The organism is Undibacterium sp. TC9W, assembly GCF_049339865.1.
In the GTDB taxonomy this organism is placed as follows: Bacteria; Pseudomonadota; Gammaproteobacteria; order Burkholderiales; family Burkholderiaceae_D; genus Undibacterium.
Genome location: NZ_JBMPPJ010000006.1, coordinates 129,019 through 151,741, shown reverse-complemented (window position 1 = coordinate 151,741; position 22,723 = coordinate 129,019). Strand labels below are relative to the sequence as shown.

Genomic DNA, 22,723 nt, shown 5'->3' with positions numbered 1-22,723 from the left:
AAAAAGTGACGTAAGCGTTTACGTTAGCCAGCGCGCAAACAAATTTGTCCTGCATTTGCAAGCAGATTTGTCGCGCCTTGGATAATGTATATGCGATTTCTATTACGACTGCTGTCTCAGCTCCCCCGCAGATTCTCTGCCTCTCTCTGCATTTTCACGAATGCACCTCTCGCCACTGCTGTTGGCCTTTTCGTTTGTTTTTTTGTCGGCTTTGCTGACGGTGTACTCATGCCGTTTTTTGCCTTGTGGGCAGAAAAAGATGCGGGCATTTCTGCCAGCCACATAGGCTTGCTGCTGGCCTGCTATTCTGGTGGCGAGTTGCTGGCCACTCCCCTGGTGGGTGGGATTGCCGACCGCGTCGGGCGCCGCCCGGTCTTGCTGATCCCTACTGCGGGTGTGGGGACGGGCTTTGCAATACTCTACTTTACCCACGGTGTATGGGCATCTGCCCTGGTGCTGATCTTGATAGGCGCGTTTGAAAGTGTCTTGCACCCCACTATCTCTGCCGTCATCGCCGATGCCATACCGGCTGAGCAGCACCATTATTACTTTTCCATCGCACGCGTCATGTCGAGCGCAGGCCGTGTGGCTGGCCCGGCAGCGGGCTCTGTGCTGGCGCTGTTTTCACTGAGAGCCGTATTTCTGGGGTCTGCTCTGGCAACACTCATCAGCCTCGTAGCTTGGGCTGGAGTGTAGGTTGGGCCGGGCCTCGCTAGGCTACGCCTCATCAGCCCAACACTCGGCCTCTGCAAACGTATACGTCATTTAAACGCCGAGTGTTGGGCTGGTAAAACGTAGCCTAGCGAGGCCCGGCCCAACCTACGCATCGCCCCAATCCACGAAAATTAATCAACACAAACCAATACTCACAAAATCAAATCGTCATGACCACAAATACCACACACCACATCGAACGCCTGCACTGGGAAAAACGCCGCAGAACCCTGCGCGTCATCGACGTCACACGCTTGACAACCAATATGCAGCGCATCACTTTTCAATCAGATGATCTGCATGACTTTGCCAGCCTTGCACATGATGACCACGTCAGGATATTGCTACCGGTTGCCGGCGAAGCAGACAGCTTTGTTACACGCGAATATACACCGCGATATGTCGACACACATGCGCGCACGCTGGTGCTGGACTTTGCACTGCACCAGCACGGGCCCGCCAATGCGTGGGCGATGCAGGCAAAAACAGGCGATACGCTGATTGTCAGCGGGCCGGGTAAATCCATGGTCGTGGCAGACGACTTTGACTGGTATCTGCTCATCGGCGATGCCACTGCCCTGCCTGCAATCACACGACGCATTGAACAATTGCGCGCAGGCGTGCATGTCACCAGCATCATCATGCTTGCTGATGCGGCAGATAAACAGGTGTGCGTGACTGCAGCCAACTGGCAAGCGCAATGGTTGATACGCGATCAGGATTCAGCCAATGATGAGCAGACTTTGCTGGCAGCAGCCGCTGCTTATACTTTCCCGCCAGGCGATGGTTACATCTGGATAGCTGCCGAAAGACAGGCTGCGCGGGCATTGCGTACTTATATGCTAGAACAGCGCGGGCAGCCAGAAGCATGGATAAAGTCTTCAAGTTACTGGACACGCGAAGACTGATGTGTGTTGCAAAACGATGCTGGCACCATTTTTTTGCATCTGCATTTGTAAGTTTTCTGTAACAGGGAAATCAATTTGTTTCTTACAAACTTGTCACAATCATGTTGAGCGCTAAACAGCGTTTTCTTTTTTGGGGATGGATTAAATGACTGCGGGTTCAGTTGTGTATTTGGAGGACGTTTTTTGTCAGCGGATTAATGAGCATTGTTATTGATCCGTGACACTTACAGTCGCGCGCATAGTTTGTAGTTTTATTTGAAATTTCCGATGCCCGCTGTATCTTTGCGCAATCTCGGGATGGAATTTTTACTGGCATCAAACTAAACCTATTCCTATTTCTATTATTGTTGATTACTAAATCCCCTCCCCTTCAAGGGGAGGGTTAGGGTGGGGATGGGTTTCGGTTGATTAAGCTGCGATCAAAATTTATAAGACCCCCCATCCCCATCCCAACCATCCCACCGCGCCGCTTGCAAGCGGCTTGGAAATTTGCGGCGCAAAGCATGCTTTGCGAAACCCCGCAAATCTCCCCTTGAAGGGGAAGGAGAAGGAGAAAAACATGTGGATCTGCATGAAGTTGCGCAATTGTCCAAATTGCGAAAAAACTGGAAAAGTTTCCACTCCCAAGTGCAATCCTGCACATGCCCCAAATGGGATGCTTTCCAAAAACTGACCAATTATGTCAATCAACTGACAAAAAATGAAATGTACCGCGCCCAATTTTGGGGCGGAGCGAAGGGCTGAATGCTTACCTTTCAGTAAGAGATAGGTAACCATTTGGTGACTTGTTTAGTGCTGCCCGCTTGCTTGCATCTGACATGCTGATTATGTAGTGTTGCGCTTCGACGGACCAGGAAACCCGTTCCTGGCGTTGCTCTCTTTATGGAATTCATCGCACTACCGGCGCTTCACCTGTCTGCACATGCACAGACATGCAGTACGCAATACAACAGGATGTGGACTACCTGCCACATGCAAATACAAAACGTACCAACCAGGAGTTCTTACGTGAAAAAAATATCCAACCGCATGACGGCCATCTGCCTGGCCTCATCGCTACTTTGTTTACAACTGGCAGGCTGTGGTGGGTCCAGCAATGCTGATTCTGCACAGAACGGCACGGGCGCGACGCCTATGGCTGCGCCACCGCAAGCAGCACCCGCAGAAACCGCGCTGACACCTGTGACAGCGACTGCCAGTTCTGTTGAACGTGGCGACCTCTCTGCGCTGGCAGCGATAGACCATAACGACAATACGCGATGGGGCAGCGGCTTCACGGATGACCAGTACCTGACCCTGGACTTCGGCAAGTCAGAAACCATCACCCGCGTGCGCATACAATGGGAAAACGCCCATGCCACGCAATATCTGTTGCAGGTGTCTGACAATAATAGTGACTGGACGACGATCAAGACCGTCGATAACAGCCAGGGTGGCGTCGAAGACCTGACTGACCTGAACGGCAAAGGCCGCTACCTGCGCGTGAAGGGTGTCAAGCGTTCTACCCAGTATGGCTATTCCATCATAGAGATACAGGCTTTCTCAGGCACGCCGGTCACACAACCGGGCACAGATCCAAGCCAGCCTAGCCAACCCGGCAACCCTGGGCAGATTGACTTGAGCAAACCTGGTGTTGCAGTCAAACCTGTCACCGCGACTTCTTCTGCCGTAGAAAACCAGGCCATGTCAGCCGCCATGGCAATCGATGGCAAAGCCAATACGCGCTGGGGCAGCACCTCAGAAGACGGTGCCTGGATACAGTTTGACTTTGGCACCAAGACACCTGTCGGCTACATGAAGCTGGTATGGGAAAACGCCTATGGCAAGGAATACGCGCTGCGCGTATCAGACGATGGCCAGACCTGGACGCAACTGCGCTATGTCAGTGGTGGCAAAGGCGGTACGGAAGAATTCTTTAACCTCGGTGCGAATGCCCGCTACCTACGCCTGCAAGGCGTGGCCCGCGCTACCCAGTATGGTTACTCTTTGTTTGAAGTTGAATTCAAGTCACCAGGCAGCGACAACACCCTGCCAGATGCAGCGACTACCGCCTTGAAATTTCCAAGCAGCGGCAGTGGCTGGGCACCTTTGCCTGCCGCCGCAGAACCGCTGGAAAGCCTGCAATTTACCCTGCCTGATGGCACCCTGGTCACGCGCTTTGGTGCACGCGGCCTGGCACGCCATGGCCGTGAACGTGGTGAAGAGTGGAATGAAATTGGCTATGGCCCGAATGAAACTGTCGATGCTGTCACCGGCCTGCCAGTTGATAAAGGCCCGGGCAATTATCTGACCTTTGTGCCGCAATACTTCAAGAACCGCACCTGGGGTTTTGAGATCATCGACAATAGCCGTGTGGCTGGCGTGACCAAACCTGTGCTCACAGTCAATCAATACAATACTGTTGATTTTCTGCCGGGTGGCGTGGCTTTCTTCCGTGGTTTTGACCGCGTTGGTGTGACAGGTTATGGCTGGATGAATCCGGGTGAACTGGTCGATCGCAATGTCGCCATCTGCAAACCCGTACCCTACCCTGCCAATAACAAACTCAGCAGCCCTGATGGTGTGAATGGTGCCTGTACCTTGCGCGTGAAAGACTATCCAGGACATAGCGACCTGGATGCAAATGGCTTCCCGAATGATAAAAATATCCCGGCACGTCCGCTGGTGGCAGGTGACATCATTGAAGTCTCGCCATCGATGTTCTCCACGCCTGAAGGCATGGCTGCCAAGGGTGACAACGGCGGTGTACGTTATTACTCAGCCGAATGGATTTATGTGGTCGGCTCTGGTCTCAAACCTTGGTATGGCGTGCAACCGCGCCTGAACTCGGTGCCTTTGCCGGAAGATACTTTGTCGGGTGGCCAGGGTTCGGTCTCCTACAACTATTCTGACAATGGTCTGTTCATGTTCCAGCAGCCACACAATAATGCGGGTATGCAAAACATACAGCGCTTTGTTGAGGGCCGTCGTCTGGTGCATACCAACTTTACGACCGGTGACCACAATGAGAATGGCAATGACCGTTACCAGCAAGCCGTAGGTTTGCAGGGGCCGCGTTTCAACCAGTCTGCCTGTATTGCCTGCCACGTCAATAATGGCCGCAGCCCTGCGCCTACCGCCATCAACCAGCGTCTCGACAGCATGTCGGTGCGCGTGGCAGCAACCAATGCAGCAGGCCAGCAATTGCCGCATCCGCAATATGGCACGGTAGTACAGATGAATGCCTTCTCCAGCAGCGGTGTGCCGCAAAACTGGGGTACCAATGTTAACGTCGCCGGCTTTGAAACCCGCACGACCAAGCTGGCCGATGGCACCACGGTAGAATTGCGCAAACCTTCACTGGCATTTGAAGGTGCAGTACCAACCGTGTATTCGCTGCGCGCTGCACAGCCTATGATAGGCATGGGTTTGCTTGAAGCCATACCTGAAGCAGACATCCTGTCCCGCGTGCGCTCTGCACCTGATGCTGATGGAGTCGTTGGTATTGCCAACTATGTGTTTGAACCAGAGACCGGTGCAGTACGTGTAGGCCGCTTTGGCTGGAAGGCATCCAAGGCAACCTTGCGTCATCAGACAGCGGCTGCGCTGTTACAAGACATGGCTGTCACTTCACCAAGCTATCCTAACCGTAGCTGTACAACGGACCCGGCTGGCTGTGCTGCTGCACCTGCGCAAAAAGGTATCACCGAAGCTGACCTGCAATCCATCACCCGCTACCTGGGTCTGGTGGCCGTGCCTGCACAACGCAGCATTGCCAGTGGCTTCCCCAAAGGTGTCGCACCTATGGATGAGCATGTCGTCAATCCTCAGCAAGTCAGTGCCGGTGCCAAAGTGTTCCAGAACATGCGTTGTTCAGCATGTCACACGGTGGAGATGAAAACTGGTAACGGCCATTTGCTCGCTGAATTGCGCAACCAGACCATCAAGCCATACACAGATTTGCTGCTGCATGACATGGGCACAGGTCTGGCCGACAAGCTGGTAGAAGGACAGGCTCAGGGCAATATGTGGCGCACCTCGCCACTGTGGGGCATAGGCTATACCGACAAAGTCATGGGCAATAACAGCAAGGTCGGCTACCTGCACGATGGCCGCGCCCGCAACCTGACCGAAGCCATCCTCTGGCACGGCGGTGAAGCAGACAAGGCACGCCAGCGTTTTGAAGGCTTGTCTAAAGCAGACCGCGATGCAGTACTGGCTTTCCTGAAGTCGCTGTAAAGCTTTTGTAACTAGCTTTGCGTTTTAAAACGGCTGTTGAACAGATATATGTTCAACAGCCGTTTTTCTTTACAGGCGGGTACTCTGCGTGTGCGGCGAGTCTGATGTATAGTTTCTGCACACTTATTGAGGAAAATTCGTGAGGAAACCGTATGAATAGTCTGGCTGGAAAAACCGCAGTGATCACCGGTGCAGGACGCGGCCTGGGTGCCGCACTCGCCCTCTCACTGGCAGAGGCAGGCTGTAAAGTGATTTTATGTGGCCGCAAACTTGCACAGCTCGGTGATACCGCCAGCACCATACAAAGCCTGGGACATGAGATGCCGGTTTGTGTTGAAACCGATCTGGCCGATGTGCACAGCGTGCAGGCCACCATCGATGCGTTGAGCAAATCACACACCCACATCGATCTGCTGATCAACAACGGCACCATGTGGCTGGAAGCCAGGGACGAAGCCTATACAGCAGCCGAAGTACTCGGCGTCATCAACTCTGCCGTCACAGGCACTTTCCTGCTAACCCAGGGCCTGCTGCCGTTGCTGAGATTATCAAAAGGCGCAGACATCCTCACCATAGGCTCCATCAGCGGCTTGCCAAATGCGAGGATGCAAAGCGTATCCGTGCCCTTCTACGCCGCCAAACGCGCCCAGTCCGGCCTGGCAGACGGCTTCCGGCAAATGCTCGCAGGCACACCCATCCGCTCCATCAGCGTGCACCCGCCCTATCTTGATGACGTCTCACCACAGCAACCAGAATGGGACGCTGTGCAAGACCGCCAGAAAGGCGAACGTGCGACCAGCAAGGACGTGGTGGATGTGGTGCTGTTTGCACTGACGAGGCCACGGCATATTACTTTGTCGGTGATACTGGATGCGGATGAGGGCGGGGTGTTTGGGTGAGTTTGCTTGTATGCATTGGTGGGGTACGTTAAATACGGTACCGGCAAACGAAAATCATACGACCTGAATGCTCACCACAGGGACACAGAGTCACAGAGAAATGCAGGAGAGTGGAAATGCATGCTTCTATATGCCACCACGCTTGAGGTTTTTTCTTTTTTTTTGGGGGGCACGGCTGTGTACGATTATGCTGCGCTAACCGTATCTGCGCGGGCTAATGCAGATTAAGAATAAATCTCATCTTTGAATCCAATGCATTCTCATCGTCATCTTGTTGCAGGAAAACGTATAGTTCTGGTAAATACTTGAACTCAAATGAGTCTCCAACTTCCTGAACTAAGGATTCCAATCCGGCATAGCCAAGATCAACAAATATGGCGCCCAAAAACTGCTGATAATTATCCCCGATTACAAATATTTCGCTATCAGAATAATAATATTCGACGAATTTTTCTGAGTCCATATCAAAGCCGTAAATAACCTCTCTATTCATTTCAAGCATCGGCAAAAACCTAAGAGGTAGTAAATTATTTTCTTTTAATATGTCTTTAATTTGAAAGAATCTCACAGGAACATCATACTGACGCTTAAATCGATCGGACCCTCCTCCTTTCCACATTTCAGAAAAAATAGGAGGAAAGCCAAGCTTTTCAAAAGCGTTTAAGCATTCATCTTGTGTATCAAACATACATCGTCCTTTAAGAGATGTAGGTACGATTAGCGCAGCGTAATCGTACGCATGCTCAGCAGCAATTTTCTGTACTGCTTGAAAATCACGGCTGCTTTATGATTTTGAATCAAGGATACATCCCTCTCGTGCAGAGATGTATAGGCGGCGATCATGGAATTTACCTGAGGTCTATAGCTGTTTCCGGTATCTCATTCGTACGATTACGCTGCGCTAATCGTACCTACGCTGGCTAGTCATATTACGCAAGCAGCAACTGAGCTGCGTAAAATTCTTTAGGATACAGCCTTGTATTAGCATTGATTGGCATTCCACGCCACAAAGCCAATCGGCACAAGGCCGTGCCTAATGCATCAAACGTGGCTGACTGCGCTACTTTGCCATACCCCCAAGTCTCCAATTGGCCAAGGGCAATCCTGCTGCGTACACGCTTTGGAAATGCGGACTCCAGCTCCCCCCTTACACGCTCAAATGCCTCCGGGTCATTCTGCGCAATATGGTAAAGCAACTCGTGGTAGCCATAGATAAAATGTGATTTTTTAAATCCCTTTGTACCCTCAATTGCACTCAAGGAATCCAAGCCATACTTACCGACGGCAAGATTCGCAATTTGAAATGCAAATTCGCCCACAATATGTCCTCTGCTTTCATGATCAAAGCTTGAACACGAAACGATTTTTTCACTTAATCCGAAAAATTCTTTCTCTGCCCCAGCTAACAATAAGCCAACTAGTATGGGTACGAAAGTAGAATAGGATAAAAGAATGTAATCCCAAACATAATTATTCGATCTGGCATGGTCAATTTCTTGAATTGCTCTACTGCTTAATGCTGCTAAGTCAGTAATCTTACCGAGTAAATTATTGGCCATATCCAAATCTTTCTGCAGTACCCATCGGGCTTGTGAAAGCATAATCAGCCCCTCAATTTGGTGGCTAGGATTATCGGCCGCTCTATTGTATGCACCTCGACTTCGTAAGCCTTTGTCTATATCAAATATATGCTGTATTGACTCCAATTCCTGTTCTTCCACGCGATTTATCCAAATCAGCATTTGATCCAGATTCATTTCCAAATTAAGCTCCTTTTCTTATTATTCTCCATGGGATTACTGTTGCATTCTTCAGTTGGCTTATATTAATTATGGGGAATTGCAGAGATGTAGGTACGATTAGCGCAGCGTAATCGTACGCATGGTCAGCCGCAATTTTCTGTGCTGTTTGAAAATCCCGGCTGCTTTATGATTTTGACTCAAGGATACATCACTCTCGTGCGGAGATGTAAAGGCAGCGATCATCGGATTTTCTTGGTGTCTTTAGCTATTTTTGATATCTCATCCGTACGATTACGCTGCGCTAATCTTACCTACGTGGGTTTCGATTGGGTATCAGCAATCTTGTAAATTTATTGCCAATATAAAATCCCGTTATTTAATCGATTCCCCAAAAGTGTTTGTTTATCGAAGTCATAATCAAGAAATCCGTCAGCGTCCAGAAAATATACATTCTCCCTGTAAAAAGCAATGACAGTCGTCAAAAAATCTTCTGCGCTTGAATGCATCAACTCAAATTGAGGGTCGTCATGTAAAAAGCCACCAATTTTATTTTCTCTATTTTCGGGCTCACTTTCAATGCAAACAAAGTCACTGGAATAATTCGCGAGGAACGGAAAATTATGATGTCGAGATGGTCCAAGAATTGCCATGAATTTCTGAAACTCTTCTTCAAGTTCATCTATATGGATCAGACGATAGCCGGGAATAAAATCCATGACTTTTTGGTCAGCGACATCTCTCAAAGTACCATCGACTTGGCAATATAGTTCCAAAACTAGTTCGGGTATATCGGCTGGTGATTCGAAAATGGTTTTTAGTCTATATTCTGCTTCTAACCTAGGTAATCCACGCCCCAGGCTTTCACGATAGCCGGGGCGGGCCTGGTCGGAAAGCGCCAAAAAATCAACGATAAGCTTAGCAATTTTGGTCATCGGTTCAAGCCCTGTTTTGTGATGTCAACATTAAACTTATCAATCGCTTTGATATTATTTCTTCTGAAAATATTATAATCAGCACATAGGGGCAATAAGCAATCGCATAATCACCCGCAAGCCAGCAACGAGCGAGTATTAGACACGACTCCAATCTCACACCAATTTCGTCTTATTTCGGACAACCGTCGAGTGGCGCGCGTGCTGATGGATCGACCATTTGAATCAAGGTGGTAACCGCCTCTTTTTCACTCAGCCCTTGTGCAGATACCAAACCTAAGGCAGCTTTGGCCGATGGTTCAATTGTGGCGGATGAAAACCGGCCGCTGCATACCAGCCAAAAAATCACTTCACGCGCTTCTCCTATGGTGCCTACGCCATTCTTTGAGATGCTAGTCCCAAGCTCATAGAGCTGGCCTTCTGTCATGCCGACGTAACCCCCGGTCAATTGCAGAGCAGATTGCATGCGGCGTTGATCACCAGCCCCTTGCATTGCAGCAACCACAATAATGACGGCAAGGCCGGCAACGATGATTGCTAACCACTTTAATATTTTCATGCCAAGTCTCTTTCAAAAAATAAATGCAATTAAACCACATCTGGGGTGGATCCCAATTGTCTAATCACCCGTAATTTTGGAAATGTATGGATGTTGGACATGGGCCCTTTTCAATTTCATAAAGTCTCTGAGGGACACGATTGTGTACGATTTCACTCTGCTTGTGCCCAAGCGGAATTTTAATCGCGCATGGGTATAGGGCAATGTTTTCGATATGCCTGATCGTTGCGTTAATTTTAAACTCTCTTGATTTAGATCAATGAAAAAAAATGGGTTTTATGCGCAAGATGGGTCTATCAACATCAGCACGCTGCTTGATTTTTAAATTTGTTAGCGGGGAAATTTTGAACACAAGTAATCACACCAAAAGTACATTATCTCCAGTTGAGAAAATTCGATTTCTAAGTGAAATAATTAACCACATGCCCGGGTTAATTGCTTATTGGGACAATCAATTATATTGCCACTATGCCAGTAAAGGCTATCTTGAATGGTTTGGTAAGTCGCCACAGAGCATTATCGGCACGAACCTTAAAGGCCTTCTGGGTGAAAGTCTATATCTGCAAAATGAGCGCTATATTTTAGGAGCGCTTGCTGGTCAGGCACAGCAATTCGAGCGATCATTGATAAAAGCAGACGGCAGCACCAGACACACTTTGGCACATTACATACCTGATATCGTCAATGGAGCGGTGCGTGGTTTCTTTGTTCGCGTCAGCGATATCACTCTATTGAAGCTGGCAGAATTAAGGGCGCAGGAAACACAAATACGTCTACACGCCATATTAGAAAGCATTTTGGACGGCATCATCACGATTGATGAAAGTGGCCTTATCACTTCCGCTAACCCTGCCACCCAACACTTGTTCGGCTACACAGAAGACGCATTAATAGGAATGAATATTAAAAAGTTGATGCGAGAGGTAAATGTTGATGACCAAATGGATCATCTCTCACATTTTCATTTTGAAGGTGAAAATTCAGTCCTGAAAACTGGTCTGGAACTGGAGGGGATAACTAAGGATGATCGCCATTTTCCAGTCGAACTCAGAGTTTCTGAAGTGGTAGCACTTGAAAAAAAAGAGTACGTTGGTGTGATTCAGGACATTACTGACCAAAAGCGAATCGAAGATCAGCTAACCCAGCTTGCGATGATTGATGGCCTGACTGGATTGGCAAACAGAAGACATCTGGACGAGGTACTTTCCCAGGAATACGCACGGCATGTACGGTCTGGAGATGAGCTATCGCTCATCTTAATTGACGTTGATTTCTTTAAATTATTCAATGACACCTACGGCCATGTGGCCGGCGACGAATGTCTCAAACAACTAGCGAATGCAATCAAGAGAGTATTGGTGCGCACCACAGACCTGGCAGCACGTTACGGCGGTGAAGAGTTCGCGTGTGTGCTGCCAAGAACAAAACAACAAGGCGCTATTGCTATCGCTGAAAAGATACGCGAGGAGATTAATCGACTCGCCATTCCTCACAGCCATTCAAGCGTTGCCAACTATGTGACGGTCAGCCTGGGTGTTGTTACCGCATTCTGCAAAGCAGATAGGGCAGTATTGGATATTGTTCAAACAGCAGATGAACAACTCTACGCTGCGAAATCTAACGGGCGCAACAGGTATTTAGCCCATCGCATCGAATAGCTTATGATGGCGTCATCGTTCGCCCATATGCATTGGTGTACTTTGCCAGCAAGTTAGCAAGTGTTAAGCGCGCAGGGGCGATTAGCAATCGCGTAATCGTCCGCGAGTTTGGAAATGTATGAATATTGGAACTCGTCTTTCCATACTTCTTGAGGTCTTTCCGGGTGACCACCTGAGCAAGCACTAGCTAAGGTCGGTTGTTTATCAGAAAACGAGGTAATTGCTGTGTGAGCCATTACACCTAAGACGCATATGATTGCGCCATTAGATCAAGCCTGATCTACTGCAGACAATCGCAGTGATTGTAATCAATATTACTGCGATGACGCCTACAACATATACCCTCTTCTCGTTCAAGCTCATTTTCTTCCATGTTTCTTCGTCAGGTCCACCGGGATTAGCAATGATATTTCTCCTAATTTTTGCTTGCGGGTGGGATTGACTTGCAATCGCGTAAGCACCCGCAGATTTAGAAATGCATGAATACTAGCCCTGCCTGAAGTTACTTCCAGATTTGTGGTAATCGATGCCATCCATGTCTTTAGAGAAATTGCGCTGTCTTTCAAAAATATGTCTGCAAATCCGCAATTTTCAATCTCGTTGCCATTTTTTTCCGGTCTGCCTTCAATTCTGCCAGTGCTGATTTCAGCTCGCTTTCTGTTGGCCTCAAAGGCTTCAAGTTGGAGCCGAGGACAGGGACGATACGACGCTTGACATAGCGACTACCAGCAGTGAGGATTTGCCAGCCTGTCACCAGTAAGGCGATGATGGCGCAGGCGAGAAAGTTGATGGCTTCATCAAACGGCAGGATTTTCGTTAGCAATACGGGGACGATGGTAACGAGAAAAAACGAGCCCAGCAGTGCCAGGCTGATGCCCAAGTCTAAATGGGTCTGCCCCAGGCGTATTTCTAAAAGGGGCGACAAGAGATGAAAAGGTGTCCTGATCATGACGTCGCGCTCTTGTGGCGTCAGCAGTGTCGGGGTTTTCATGACTTTTTCTTCGAGGTCCAGTCTTTCCTTATAGACTTCCGGCAGGCTTGGGAAAGTCGTCTTCATCAAGTCAGCAAGCGACTGTTTTTTCTTGGACAGGGTCAGATACCCATCTGGATTGGCATCGAGCAGAGTATGACACTGCTCGCATTCGCGCTCATGGCTGACCAGCTCCCCATCACCGGAGGTAATGTAATACACGTGGCTGGCCAGGCCGACGCGGATGAGCTTGAATACCTGCGGCCCGCGGCAGATAGGGCAAAAATCGGCAGCATAGCCAATATTTTTGCGCACATGTTTTTTCCCCCAGATGATGAGCACGGTTTCCCCTTCTTTGTTTTATTTTGTCTTGTTTTATATCAGCATCATGCCTGCATAATGTGTGCTGGCATTATATCCATGATTTATTATCCGTTATTCAAAAATCTTTGTAAAAACACAAAATAAAATAAGGCCTTACATTTATATATTTCAGTCGTGTGACACTGCATCCATATAAGACCTGATAACAATCTAGCGATTGGACGTCGCGATGCCATCGAATTATTTCGGCATCAAGCTGGATGCTTGCGGTCTTTTCTTTTTTGGGGGACGCGGTTTTGTACGATTACGCTTCGCTAATCGTACCTACGCGGGGGTTGCGAATTTCCTTGCTATTTCTGTTCAACAAAGTCGAGTGATATTTCGCTCAGATAAGGCTGTGCCTGGATGACTGCTGGCAGGCTGGATTTGATTTTTTGTTCGCCAAGAATTGCCTTGGGCGCATTTTTATCAGTACGTAGCTGGAAGCGGAAATGTGGAGTGCAGTCGCTGGATGGTGTTGAAAAGGTGCCTTCATTGAAGCTGGTGACGTGGCCGCCATAATCCCAGCCAAAGCCGTACAGAGTCAGCGGCTTGCCGTTCTGTTTTTCTACCGCCGGGATGGAATCGAGTATCTTCAAGCCTTGGTAAGTCCATTGGCTTTTGTCGCTATTGATATTGACGGAAACAAGGCGGGTCATTGCGTCATCATCAAAGTACACTTCTACCCTGTAGGGCTTCATCTGGTTTTGCGGGTAAAGCACCAGTACTTTTTGAGTTGCCCCTTCAGGGCCATCCACTTCCTGCACTGTGGTGTTTCCTGGATAGCGTTTCTTCAGGCTTTGTGCGGTATCGCCTTTCTTTACCGGATTCTGGCAGGAGAGCGCCAGGTCAGCGGGGGCAGCAGGTTTATCCGCTGCATAGGCACAGGGTGAAATAGCAAGCACGGCAGCTGCGCATAAAAAAACGACTGGTTTCAACGAAGAATTCATGGCGCTCATTTCTCGAAATCTGGCATGCGAAAAATAAGTGGATGATATGCCTGTTTCGGGTTTATGTGAACCAGACTAAAGTTCAGGTCGCTGGCTTCATATTGCGGCAGAGCACAGGAGAGAACTCTCTGTGCTGAGACATGCTTGGGCAGTCTGCTTTACTCCTCTCACTTTATTGTTGCGCATGGTCTTGCGCTGGCGGGCTGAATGGTGCTTCAGCTCTGCTGCCACTGGCAGTGATGCATCGCAGATTGCCCTGACTGGAAAGGCGGGTGACTTCCATGTGATCGCAAAACTCAACATAAGCTAGTCAGATTTCCTGAAAAAGTGATGAAAAAACAGCTGCACATGTTGTATTTTGAATAATTGAAGTGCATTTATACTAACAATAGATGCTTTTATGATAATCTGCATTTCGTCAGCAATTTTTAGACACCTTTATAGCGTTCGTCGCGTTTGTCGCTTACCTCCTGTTCTTGATCAACGCCCTTAACTTAAAAAATTTCGTTGAACAATTTAGTTAAACAATCTTCGTCACCGCTACATTTATATCAGCTTGTGCGAATACCATCCTGGGATTACATCACATGAAAATTCAGCGTTTGATCGGTAATGGGTCGTCCTTGCTGGCGATTTTATTCTTTGCGCCACAAGTCGCGCATGCTTATTTTGAAGATCTCTGTGTCTCCACGAAAGACCGCAAGATCGTGGCCTGTGTGGAGCCGCGTGCGGCGTGTGCAAAGACGCCGTCTGAAGGAAAAGCTTGTCCGGCGCAACTTGCGCAGGCGGTGAAGCAAATTGCTGCGCCTGTTCCCGCCAGAAGTATGATCCATTCAGATGCCACCTACTTTTTGGCGCAGGCACTGGGCTATAGGGCCGATGTGGCGTATTGGATTGTTGCCTACAATGAAGTGGCAGACTACACGCAATATGCACCCATTGACCAGTGCGGCGTGCAAGCGTCTGCCAGCAACTCTGGCCAGTCTTATATCACGGCCAAATTTAATGGCTTCCAGCGCACCAATGCCACAACCGATGGCCCGCTGTATCACTATGTGCTGCCGTTTTCCCCGAACGGCGCAGGCACGGACGTGCATGGTGCCAGTGGTATCCAGGCCGTGTACCCGTTCCATTTCCCTGTACCCGGCTATCCGCTCGTGATTGACGATGTTTATGAGGGTTCGCTCTCCAATATGCGGCAATGGGCCATGCAAGCAGATGAAGAACCTGGCTTGCTGTGCGCGGCAGGCCTGACGGTACCAAATGGTGCATCGAATTTCAGTGGCCGTGCGTGCAGGACAGGGATCACTGCGCAGGGAAATGTGCCGGTGATTACACAGTCACAGAACGGTGTTCAGGTCAGCTTTAACTCAGGGCCTAAAATTCTCGATAATAGCAATGGTGATGTCAGTTACCGCGAACTGGGCCAATGGCTGAAGGATAAATCCCGTACAACCGGTGTCTTGTGGAAAGATCCGGCCATGCCGCCGGTTCCTGTGCAGCTTGCCCGCATCGGCTTGTATATCCACAGCATGCAGGACACGGCTTCGCATTCGACTTACTGCGGTGACGATGCGCCTTCTCCTCCTGGCGGCACCGATGCCGGTAGCTATATGAAACTGGATGGCAATAATCTGCAAATGATCTTTGGTGCGACCTGCGCCACTGCGCCGCACATCGCCGGGCATACAGAAGAAACCGCTACCGGCGATTCTCCCTTGCCCCTGCGTAATTACTCAGCACTCAATATGACCTTGAACGAGTTGATTATTTTTGGTAATACGGTGGCCAAAGCAAGGGGATGGATCGTCAACCCTGAACTGCTGCCACCTGATGTCGTTGGCGGTAAAAACGCACTGGGGCAAAGTGCCGCCGATCTGCAAGCCAGGCTGGTTGGCACCATCACTCAGGGTCAGCAATGGACACGCGGCGAAGTTTACAAGTCCGGTCTGGTGACATTGCCACTGCAGCAGCTTTCCACTTTGAACCGCTTGCATGTCATGAACGCGGCGCTGATGTCGTACTCTGACTACGTGCAAAATCAATACACGGCACCTGCCCGCTTCACGCCATTCGAGTTGATGCCTGGCAACGCGAAAAACCCGCAAGATACCAGCGCCTGTTTTAAATAGGATAGGGCTTGCAACAAATTGCCACAACAAGGCTATCGCTGTAGGGAACCCTCTCTTGCCGGAGAGGGTTCCAAGTTTGGCAAACAAGAGCTAGTCTGAAAACACTGACTATGCCTCCAAGCCAAAGAACGTGTTTTGCTTCAGTCACCATCATTCCACCCCGGATAGGAGTCATCATGAGCAACGCAGCATCAACACCAGACGCCAGCCTGTTTAGCCTGCAATTGCCGCAACTCAGTCTGCCTGATTCAGACAATGCCGAAGAAGAGTATGCGTATTCGCTGGGCATCCAAGCCTACATCTATGGCTTTCCCTGGATTTACAATGCGCAATTGCGCTGGTTGTGGGCCAGCGAAGCAGGCAAGCATTTTTCAGAAAAGCATGGGCTGCCTGACCTGTATGCGCCTATCAATACTTTTCATCACGCAGCCGTACTGGCTACTCCGGCGGCACAAACGGGTGGCGCGCCCAATACCGATACGCTGTACTCCACTGCCTGGCTCGACATCGCCGAAGACCCCATCGTTCTCTCGGTTCCAGCTGTCACCGAACGGTATTTCGTGATCGAAATGGTGTGCATGGACGCCGACAACTTTGCCTATGTGGGTACGCACGCCACAGGTACAGAAGCAGGCAACTACCTGATCGCACCACACCACTGGAACGGCACGGTGCCAGATGGCGTGGCGGATATCTTGCCACGCTCGCGCACTGATACCGTATTCCTGTTGGGGCGCACCGGAGTCAACAACAGCAGCACGACCGAGGTTCAAGCGGCCAACGAGGTCCAGCAGCAATACCTCTTGACGCCGCTGGCAGACTGGCCCAATGCGCCCACGCCGTATAAAAAACCGGTGATGATACCCTGGGGTGTCGACTACAACCATACCGCAGGAGCATGGCGCACCATGAACGACGCCATGACACAAAACCCGCCCGGTTTGCCACCGGGGATCAACCAGGAGCAATTACTAAACCTCTTTGCCACGATTAACATCGGCCCGAACCAGCATGTAGAGCAACAATCCGAAGCTACCCGCATCGGCCTTCAGCGGGCGGCGAGAGACGGGCTGGACTTGCTTAAAAAGTTCAGCAAATCCCGTGGAAAATCGGTGAATAACTGGACGTATCCACCGCAAGACGTAGGCCGCGCCGGGCAGCACAGCGACTTTATTACTAGGGCAGCGGTGCAATCACTGTCAGGCATCTGCGCCAATGACCCGGACGAAGCGGTGTATATCAACACCAGCATCGACAGCAAGGGCAATGAATTGAATGGTTCCAACTGCTATCGCATGACTTTTTCGGCAGGTAATTTCCCACCCTTCAACGCTGACATGCACGGCTTCTGGTCGGTCACCTTGTATAACTCGACTTACAACCTGTGCCCTGGCTCAAGCAATTATTCCATCAACGGCTATTATCCAGAATTTTCGACAACCGATGCCGAGGGTGGCATGACCATCGTGATCCAAAGCGACAAGCCCGACAGCTTACCTGCAGGTAGTTATTGGTTGCAGTCGCCCAGTGCCGAAAGTTTTTTTTTGATTTTACGGGTCTATGTACCCGGCCCCACTGTCAGCTTCACGCAAACCTATAGCCCGCCAGCGATTGATCTTGCAAGCTGATTGAATCCTTATGGAAAAATGACTCTGCCACTGGACAGACCCCGTTGATGAGCGCAAAGACGCAGAAAGACAAAGACGGGGTCACCACTGACCTCCAGTAGTCAAGTAATCAAGCAACACAATTAGACCGCCACGATCATTCCCCTTGGCTGCTACATGAATAATTTTTCAGTCCCCCTATTTTCCCGCATCCAGATACCCAAAGACCGCACGCCGTACCCGTCTGAGTAAATTCGCTGCACTCGTCTCGATATGTGAACCGGCGCGCGCCCCAGCTGCATCGACCATGCCCTTGATGATGCCCATTAAATCGGCCATGACTTCTGCATCGTTTGCACCTTCTGGCATATCGGCCTGAGAGAGTATGTCGTGCACGGTTTTGCGCAGGCGTGTGGATTGGCGTTTGAGGTCTGCGGCGACGGGCAGGCGCAGTTCTTCTGCGTCGAGTATTTTTGCCAGCGCCGGTCTTTTTAGTTGGTGGATGATGGCGACATCGATCAAATCTTCCAGCGCCTTGCGGCCACCCTGTTCCAGATCTATTTTTTCGGCGTCTTCAACCAGCGCCATGGTTTGTTCCAGTATCAACGCCCTGCTGATGGCGTCTTTTGAGGGGAAGTACTGGTAGAGCGAGCCTATGCTGACACCAGCCTTTCTTGCCACGGCATTGGTGGAGCAGGCACTGAGGCCTTCAGTTTCAAGAATGTGAGCAGCAGCTTGCAAGATGGCTTCTACAGTGGCGACAGAGCGGGCTTGTGTGGGGCTTTTACGAGGGGCCAGCGGGGTGGCGGCCTTCTTGATGGACTTGGTCATGAATGCGAGTTTCCAATATGAGCGATAGCTCATATTATATACCTACCTTAACGAACGCGAATTAATCATGAAAACCTTAAACAAAACGGAATTCAAAAATGGATACGACCCGCAATTGCTCGACAAAACCGTGATTGCAGTGCGCGAAGCGGCTGACCTGCTGCTCCAGCGTTTCAAGCCAGATGCACGTCCTGCTGACTTGCCACAACTGCTGACGATGATAGAAGACAATGACACTGCCGTCACCGCGCAATTGCGTGAGTCTTTACTGGCCCTGCGCCCGGGCGCGCAATGGCTGGACGATGAAAAATCCAGCGGTGCCTTGCCTGCTGGCGAATGGTGGGTGGCTGACCCGGCAGAAGGCAATGTCAACCATATCCACGGCGCGACTGAATGGGCAGTGACGGCAACGCTGGTACGTGACAATGTACCGGTGCTGACGGTGGTTGCTGAGCCGCTGGCGGCAAAGCTGTATACGGCAGTGCGCGGTGGTGGTGCTTATCTGAACGGCCAGCCTTTACATGTATCACAAAAACCCAGCCTGGCGGCGGCCCTGGTCAGCACCGGCCAGGCAACATCGGGTGAAGGCAAGCTGGCTTACAGCAAGATAGGCCAGTCTGTCACGGCCATGCTGGAACATGCGCTGCTGGTACGCATGGCTGTGCCTGCCACCATGCAACTGGTACAGGTCGCCAGCGGCCAACTCGATGCATTCTGGCAGCACGGCAATGTCTTGGCCGGCGTCGTCAGCGGTGCCTTACTGGTGACTGAAGCTGGCGGCAAGTTAACAGACTGGACAGGCCAGCCCTGGACTTTATCCAGCCCCAATTTTATTGCCAGCGCGCCTGCCATGAATGGCCAGTTGATAGCCGTTTTAAAAAACATATAAACAAAATATCAATAGGACTTAGGCAAAACCGCCCCAAAGCTTGCAGCTTACCGTAGGTTCCAATTCGTCATACCCGCGTAGGCGGTTATCCATGCCTGATCGGCCTTACCTGTCTTACTGCCTACGCGGTTGATCAACGATGGATTCCCGCTAAAAGCCTGCGGGAATGACGGTTTGGGGTGCGCTACATTGGTTGCGCTCATCGAGCTCATTGCCATCCATGCAAGGTTGAGGCAAAAACCGTCAAGGCCAATTTTACGTATGTCCTAATCAATAAGAGAAAAGAGAATGATCATGAAAGAATACGCAGTCGTCGGTGCCAGCAGCGGCACAGGTTTGGCCATCACCCGCTTGCTGGCCAGCCAGGGTCACACAGTACGTGCCATAGCACGCAAGCCACCCGCAGCAACAGAATTGATCAAACCCGTCGTTGCCGATGTGGGAAAACCGGAAGCCATAGCCGCAGCACTGGCAGGTGAGCTGGAGGCAGTATTTTTTACGGTGGATATTCACAAGGTATTTGCATCAAAACAGCTGATACGCTCGGTGATGTTTGATGGTTTCGTGAATGCGCTGAATGGTGTACAGCGTCACGCAAAACCACCACGCATTATCCTGCTCTCGGTCATGGGGCCGGGCAAATCATCACTGACCTGGCATTTGCTGAACCTGGCCAAGCGCGGCATGCAAAAGAATATCGTGGACAGGGAACAGGCACTTGTCGATAGCGGCCTGCCGTATGTGATCTTGCGTGCGCCACGCCTGGTTGATGTACTGGAAAATGGCATTGAAACGACCAGGCCAGCAACTGCCGCCATGCTGTCTGCCCAGGCCAATCATCGCCTCGACATGAAGCGCACGATAGCAAGACCTGACCTTGCAGCCGCCATGATTGCTGCTGCAACATCTGCACCAGAAAACAGTGTATGGGATGTATATGGTAATGATGCCGGGCCGGTGCCTGTATGGCTGGAATGGCGTTAAATAAAGGACTACTTATTATTTTTCCCGGTGCAACCTACAATGCGAATCTGACGGCCGCCATGACTGCGGCAGCTACAGGCATATCAAATTCAGGCAATGGCCCTGCGCGTGAGATTTTCAATGGTAAGCAGACAGCTCATGCATATATCCTTTTTTCTGTGGAACTTTCTCGGCTAAAAATGGCCTGAAGCAGACCGTCCGTAAAGTAGTCACTACGGGCATCACTTGAGAATTTCCATTAACAGATTGCCTATGAATCAGCTACTGCCAGCCATTGTTCTGTCTTTTTCGCAAATCGCTTTTATAGAAGCAGCGCAAGCAGTGCACTCTGACCCCGGCCCCAGGGCAGCAACACCAGCGCCACAGATAGAAGCACCGCGTGACAGGGTGTTTCATGGCGTCATGACACTGGATGTGGATGCCTCCGATACGGTGCACAAGATCATCCGTGTGCGGCAAAGCATACCAGTGCAAAAAAGTGGTCACATGGTCTTGCTGTATCCTGAATGGGAAACCACCAGCCATGCGGCCACGCAAACGGTCGCTGACCTGGCAGGCCTGAGCATCATGGCAGGTGATACAAAGCTGGAATGGCAGCGCGATGCGGTGAACCCCTGCGCCTTTCACATCAATGTGCCAAAAACTGCGCGTGAACTGAGACTGGATTTCCAGATACTGCCCGCCAGCCGTGGTTTGTCGCCAGACATTTTGAAGTTGCAATGGTCAAAACTGGCGCTGTATCCGGCGGGATGGTATCTGCGCAATATTGCCACTACCGCCGCCCTCACTCTGCCCAAAGATTTTCAATTCGCTACTTCGCTGGACAGCAATACAGTCACTGGTAATCAGATCAGCTTCAAACAAACCAGTGCTGAAAAACTCATGGATGCGCCTGTGTATGCAGGGCGGCATTTCAAACGGGTAGAACTCACGCCTGCGGGCGCGGCTGTGCCGGTACGTTTAAATATGCTGGGCGACTCTGAGGCTGCGATTGCCATCACGCCAGAATTTCTGGCCAGGTATCAGTCTATGGTGGCGGCTGTTCCTAAACTCTTTAAGGGCCAGCCTTATCCACATTTTGATTTTCTGGTGACATTGTCAGATGTGGTGTTTTCTGGTGGTGGTGCTGAGCATTCAGAATCGACAGAGATCAATTTGCCAGCTGATTTTTTTGCGAATGCCGATGCGCAGTTACGCATTGCCAGCCTGCATCCGCATGAATATGCGCATGCCTGGAATGGCCGCTACCGCCAGCCTGCCGATTTATGGACGCCCAACCTGAACATGCCCATGCGCGGCAGCCTGCTGTGGATGTATGAGGGGCAGACAGAATTCTGGGGGCGCATACTGACATCGCACCTGGGCTTCATGACGCGCCAGCAAAGCCTGGATGCACTGGCGATGGATGCCGCCTTTGTCAGCGCCCGCGTGGGCAGGCAATGGAAGTCACTGCAAGACAGCACGATAGATCCCATCTACATGGCGGGCGGCAAGGCCGCAGTGCGCTGGCGTGACTGGCAACGTCGTGAAGACTATTATGTCGAAGGTGTGATGCTATGGCTGGATGTAGAAATGCTGATGCGCGAACGCTCCTCCGGCAAAACAGGATTGGCTGATTTTGCTGGCAAGTTCTTTGGCGGCGGCAAAGCGAGCAGTGCGATCAGCACCTATACATTTGCAGATATCTGCAAACGCTTGAACCAGCTGGTACCTTATGACTGGGCCGCTTATTTCACCAAACGCCTGCAAGCCCACGATGCCAGTCATGCACTCGATGGACTGACACGCAGCGGCTACCGCCTGATTTACACCGATGAACCCACAGACTATTTCACGAAGATGGAAGTGGATGCAGGTGCGACGGATTTTTCTCATTCGCTGGGCATGGCGGTCAATGGCAAGGGCGTGGTCAACAGCGTGACATGGGAAGGCCCGGCCTTTCGCGCTGGCATCAGCCTGGGTGCACGATTGCTGAATGTGGGTAAGGAAGCGTATTCGGATACAGTATTGAAGCAGGCGATCAAGGCGGCTGCCGTATCAAAGGAGGCGATAGAGCTGACTTTCATGGTGGATGGTAAAACCCGTACCGTTGCGATCAACTACACAGGCTCGCTACGCTACCCGCGTCTGGAGCGTATTCCTGGTACGGTTGACCGGCTCGAGGGATTGTTGAGTTTGCCTGTTTATGTTGGCGGGTGATTGCGGTTGGGCCGGGCTTGCAGGTTGGGCCGGGCCTCGCTGGGCTACGGTGTACCAGCCCAACACTGGGCGTTTAATAAACGTATGCGTTATTTCGAGGCCGAGTGTTGGGCTGATAAAGCGTAGCCCAACCTACGAGCTGGGCACGCATGGCAAAAAAACGCCTGT

Annotated in this window: 20 protein-coding genes; 12 read left to right on the top strand and 8 right to left on the bottom strand. The window is 50.7% G+C overall.

What is annotated here, in order from left to right:
• Positions 1–84 precede the first annotated feature (84 nt).
• Both ACO0LN_RS10370 and ACO0LN_RS10365 read left to right on the top strand, forming a co-directional pair.
• Entirely contained in the window at positions 85–696 is a 612-nt protein-coding gene (locus ACO0LN_RS10370) for an MFS transporter (RefSeq protein ID WP_422973414.1), read from the top strand.
• 188 nt (positions 697–884) lie between these two features.
• Positions 885–1,622: a siderophore-interacting protein gene (locus tag ACO0LN_RS10365; protein ID WP_422973412.1), complete on the top strand. Its 738-nt coding sequence runs from the start codon at positions 885–887 to the stop codon at positions 1,620–1,622.
• A 426-nt stretch (positions 1,623–2,048) separates the two neighbouring features.
• On the opposite strand, the gene ACO0LN_RS10360 is transcribed toward ACO0LN_RS10365, so the two are convergent.
• The gene (locus tag ACO0LN_RS10360) at positions 2,049–2,399 is read right to left on the bottom strand and encodes a hypothetical protein (RefSeq protein WP_422973410.1); all 351 of its coding nucleotides are present in this window, start codon (positions 2,397–2,399) and stop codon (positions 2,049–2,051) included.
• A gap of 252 nt (positions 2,400–2,651) precedes the next feature.
• Between ACO0LN_RS10360 and ACO0LN_RS10355 the strand changes: the two genes are divergently transcribed.
• Both ACO0LN_RS10355 and ACO0LN_RS10350 read left to right on the top strand, forming a co-directional pair.
• Positions 2,652–5,840: a di-heme oxidoredictase family protein gene (locus tag ACO0LN_RS10355; RefSeq protein WP_422973813.1), complete on the top strand. Its 3,189-nt coding sequence runs from the start codon at positions 2,652–2,654 to the stop codon at positions 5,838–5,840.
• Between the two features lie 152 nt (positions 5,841–5,992).
• Positions 5,993–6,739: an SDR family oxidoreductase gene (locus ACO0LN_RS10350; protein ID WP_422973408.1), complete on the top strand. Its 747-nt coding sequence runs from the start codon at positions 5,993–5,995 to the stop codon at positions 6,737–6,739.
• A 214-nt stretch (positions 6,740–6,953) separates the two neighbouring features.
• Here the strand turns inward: ACO0LN_RS10350 and ACO0LN_RS10345 are convergent, their stop codons facing one another.
• From ACO0LN_RS10345 to ACO0LN_RS10330, 4 genes are all read right to left on the bottom strand, one after another.
• The gene (locus ACO0LN_RS10345) at positions 6,954–7,427 is read right to left on the bottom strand and encodes a hypothetical protein (protein ID WP_422973406.1); all 474 of its coding nucleotides are present in this window, start codon (positions 7,425–7,427) and stop codon (positions 6,954–6,956) included.
• Positions 7,428–7,668: 241 nt separating this feature from the next.
• Positions 7,669–8,502, bottom strand: coding sequence for a hypothetical protein (locus ACO0LN_RS10340; RefSeq protein WP_422973404.1), 834 nt, complete (start codon positions 8,500–8,502; stop codon positions 7,669–7,671).
• Positions 8,503–8,831: 329 nt separating this feature from the next.
• On the bottom strand, positions 8,832–9,413 hold the full coding sequence (locus ACO0LN_RS10335; RefSeq protein ID WP_422973402.1) for a hypothetical protein: 582 nt from the start codon (positions 9,411–9,413) through the stop codon (positions 8,832–8,834).
• Between the two features lie 172 nt (positions 9,414–9,585).
• Positions 9,586–9,972 carry a phage tail length tape measure family protein gene (locus ACO0LN_RS10330; protein WP_422973400.1) on the bottom strand — a complete coding sequence of 129 codons (387 nt, stop codon included), beginning with the start codon at positions 9,970–9,972 and terminating at the stop codon, positions 9,586–9,588.
• Positions 9,973–10,241: 269 nt separating this feature from the next.
• Here ACO0LN_RS10330 and ACO0LN_RS10325 point away from each other — a divergent pair, with 269 nt between their 5' ends.
• Entirely contained in the window at positions 10,242–11,630 is a 1,389-nt protein-coding gene (locus tag ACO0LN_RS10325; protein WP_422973398.1) for a sensor domain-containing diguanylate cyclase, read from the top strand.
• A 562-nt stretch (positions 11,631–12,192) separates the two neighbouring features.
• On the opposite strand, the gene ACO0LN_RS10320 is transcribed toward ACO0LN_RS10325, so the two are convergent.
• Positions 12,193–12,942, bottom strand: a complete 750-nt coding sequence (locus tag ACO0LN_RS10320) for a hypothetical protein (RefSeq protein ID WP_422973396.1) — start codon at positions 12,940–12,942, stop codon at positions 12,193–12,195.
• 332 nt (positions 12,943–13,274) lie between these two features.
• Positions 13,275–13,913: a hypothetical protein gene (locus tag ACO0LN_RS10315; RefSeq protein WP_422973394.1), complete on the bottom strand. Its 639-nt coding sequence runs from the start codon at positions 13,911–13,913 to the stop codon at positions 13,275–13,277.
• A gap of 130 nt (positions 13,914–14,043) precedes the next feature.
• On the opposite strand from ACO0LN_RS10315, the gene ACO0LN_RS10310 reads away from it, so the two are divergent.
• The 3 genes from ACO0LN_RS10310 to ACO0LN_RS10300 all read left to right on the top strand — a co-directional run bounded on the left by ACO0LN_RS10310 (position 14,044) and on the right by ACO0LN_RS10300 (position 17,673).
• On the top strand, positions 14,044–14,223 hold the full coding sequence (locus ACO0LN_RS10310) for a hypothetical protein (protein ID WP_422973392.1): 180 nt from the start codon (positions 14,044–14,046) through the stop codon (positions 14,221–14,223).
• A gap of 277 nt (positions 14,224–14,500) precedes the next feature.
• A complete protein-coding gene (locus ACO0LN_RS10305) occupies positions 14,501–16,045 on the top strand; it encodes a hypothetical protein (RefSeq protein WP_422973390.1) in 1,545 nt (514 codons plus the stop codon).
• 176 nt (positions 16,046–16,221) lie between these two features.
• Complete coding sequence (locus tag ACO0LN_RS10300; protein ID WP_422973388.1) at positions 16,222–17,673, top strand: DUF1254 domain-containing protein; 1,452 nt, start codon at positions 16,222–16,224, stop codon at positions 17,671–17,673.
• A 177-nt stretch (positions 17,674–17,850) separates the two neighbouring features.
• On the opposite strand, the gene ACO0LN_RS10295 is transcribed toward ACO0LN_RS10300, so the two are convergent.
• Entirely contained in the window at positions 17,851–18,516 is a 666-nt protein-coding gene (locus ACO0LN_RS10295; RefSeq protein WP_422973386.1) for a TetR/AcrR family transcriptional regulator, read from the bottom strand.
• 34 nt (positions 18,517–18,550) lie between these two features.
• Between ACO0LN_RS10295 and ACO0LN_RS10290 the strand changes: the two genes are divergently transcribed.
• The 4 genes from ACO0LN_RS10290 (at position 18,551) to ACO0LN_RS10275 (ending at position 22,555) form a co-directional block, all read left to right on the top strand.
• Positions 18,551–19,372, top strand: a complete 822-nt coding sequence (locus ACO0LN_RS10290; protein WP_422973384.1) for an inositol monophosphatase family protein — start codon at positions 18,551–18,553, stop codon at positions 19,370–19,372.
• A 294-nt stretch (positions 19,373–19,666) separates the two neighbouring features.
• Positions 19,667–20,356 carry an NAD(P)H-binding protein gene (locus ACO0LN_RS10285; RefSeq protein WP_422973382.1) on the top strand — a complete coding sequence of 230 codons (690 nt, stop codon included), beginning with the start codon at positions 19,667–19,669 and terminating at the stop codon, positions 20,354–20,356.
• Complete coding sequence (locus ACO0LN_RS10280; RefSeq protein ID WP_422973380.1) at positions 20,338–20,544, top strand: hypothetical protein; 207 nt, start codon at positions 20,338–20,340, stop codon at positions 20,542–20,544. The genes ACO0LN_RS10285 and ACO0LN_RS10280 overlap by 19 nt, the downstream gene beginning before the upstream one ends.
• Before the next feature lie 64 nt (positions 20,545–20,608).
• On the top strand, positions 20,609–22,555 hold the full coding sequence (locus ACO0LN_RS10275) for a peptidase M61 (RefSeq protein ID WP_422973378.1): 1,947 nt from the start codon (positions 20,609–20,611) through the stop codon (positions 22,553–22,555).
• The last annotated feature ends 168 nt before the right edge of the window (positions 22,556–22,723 follow it).

What these genes read in the sequence shown, in the direction of transcription:
- ACO0LN_RS10370 (WP_422973414.1), top strand. Translation starts at nt 85, where the DNA reads ATGTATATGCGATTTCTATTACGACTGCTGTCTCAGCTCCCCCGCAGA.
- ACO0LN_RS10365 (WP_422973412.1), top strand. Translation starts at nt 885, where the DNA reads ATGACCACAAATACCACACACCACATCGAACGCCTGCACTGGGAAAAA.
- ACO0LN_RS10360 (WP_422973410.1), bottom strand. Translation starts at nt 2,399, where the DNA reads ATGGTTACCTATCTCTTACTGAAAGGTAAGCATTCAGCCCTTCGCTCC.
- ACO0LN_RS10355 (WP_422973813.1), top strand. Translation starts at nt 2,652, where the DNA reads ATGACGGCCATCTGCCTGGCCTCATCGCTACTTTGTTTACAACTGGCA.
- ACO0LN_RS10350 (WP_422973408.1), top strand. Translation starts at nt 5,993, where the DNA reads ATGAATAGTCTGGCTGGAAAAACCGCAGTGATCACCGGTGCAGGACGC.
- ACO0LN_RS10345 (WP_422973406.1), bottom strand. Translation starts at nt 7,427, where the DNA reads ATGTTTGATACACAAGATGAATGCTTAAACGCTTTTGAAAAGCTTGGC.
- ACO0LN_RS10335 (WP_422973402.1), bottom strand. Translation starts at nt 9,413, where the DNA reads ATGACCAAAATTGCTAAGCTTATCGTTGATTTTTTGGCGCTTTCCGAC.
- ACO0LN_RS10330 (WP_422973400.1), bottom strand. Translation starts at nt 9,972, where the DNA reads ATGAAAATATTAAAGTGGTTAGCAATCATCGTTGCCGGCCTTGCCGTC.
- ACO0LN_RS10325 (WP_422973398.1), top strand. Translation starts at nt 10,242, where the DNA reads ATGGGTTTTATGCGCAAGATGGGTCTATCAACATCAGCACGCTGCTTG.
- ACO0LN_RS10315 (WP_422973394.1), bottom strand. Translation starts at nt 13,913, where the DNA reads ATGAATTCTTCGTTGAAACCAGTCGTTTTTTTATGCGCAGCTGCCGTG.
- ACO0LN_RS10305 (WP_422973390.1), top strand. Translation starts at nt 14,501, where the DNA reads ATGAAAATTCAGCGTTTGATCGGTAATGGGTCGTCCTTGCTGGCGATT.
- ACO0LN_RS10300 (WP_422973388.1), top strand. Translation starts at nt 16,222, where the DNA reads ATGAGCAACGCAGCATCAACACCAGACGCCAGCCTGTTTAGCCTGCAA.
- ACO0LN_RS10295 (WP_422973386.1), bottom strand. Translation starts at nt 18,516, where the DNA reads ATGAGCTATCGCTCATATTGGAAACTCGCATTCATGACCAAGTCCATC.
- ACO0LN_RS10290 (WP_422973384.1), top strand. Translation starts at nt 18,551, where the DNA reads ATGAAAACCTTAAACAAAACGGAATTCAAAAATGGATACGACCCGCAA.
- ACO0LN_RS10285 (WP_422973382.1), top strand. Translation starts at nt 19,667, where the DNA reads ATGAAAGAATACGCAGTCGTCGGTGCCAGCAGCGGCACAGGTTTGGCC.
- ACO0LN_RS10280 (WP_422973380.1), top strand. Translation starts at nt 20,338, where the DNA reads ATGGCTGGAATGGCGTTAAATAAAGGACTACTTATTATTTTTCCCGGT.
- ACO0LN_RS10275 (WP_422973378.1), top strand. Translation starts at nt 20,609, where the DNA reads ATGAATCAGCTACTGCCAGCCATTGTTCTGTCTTTTTCGCAAATCGCT.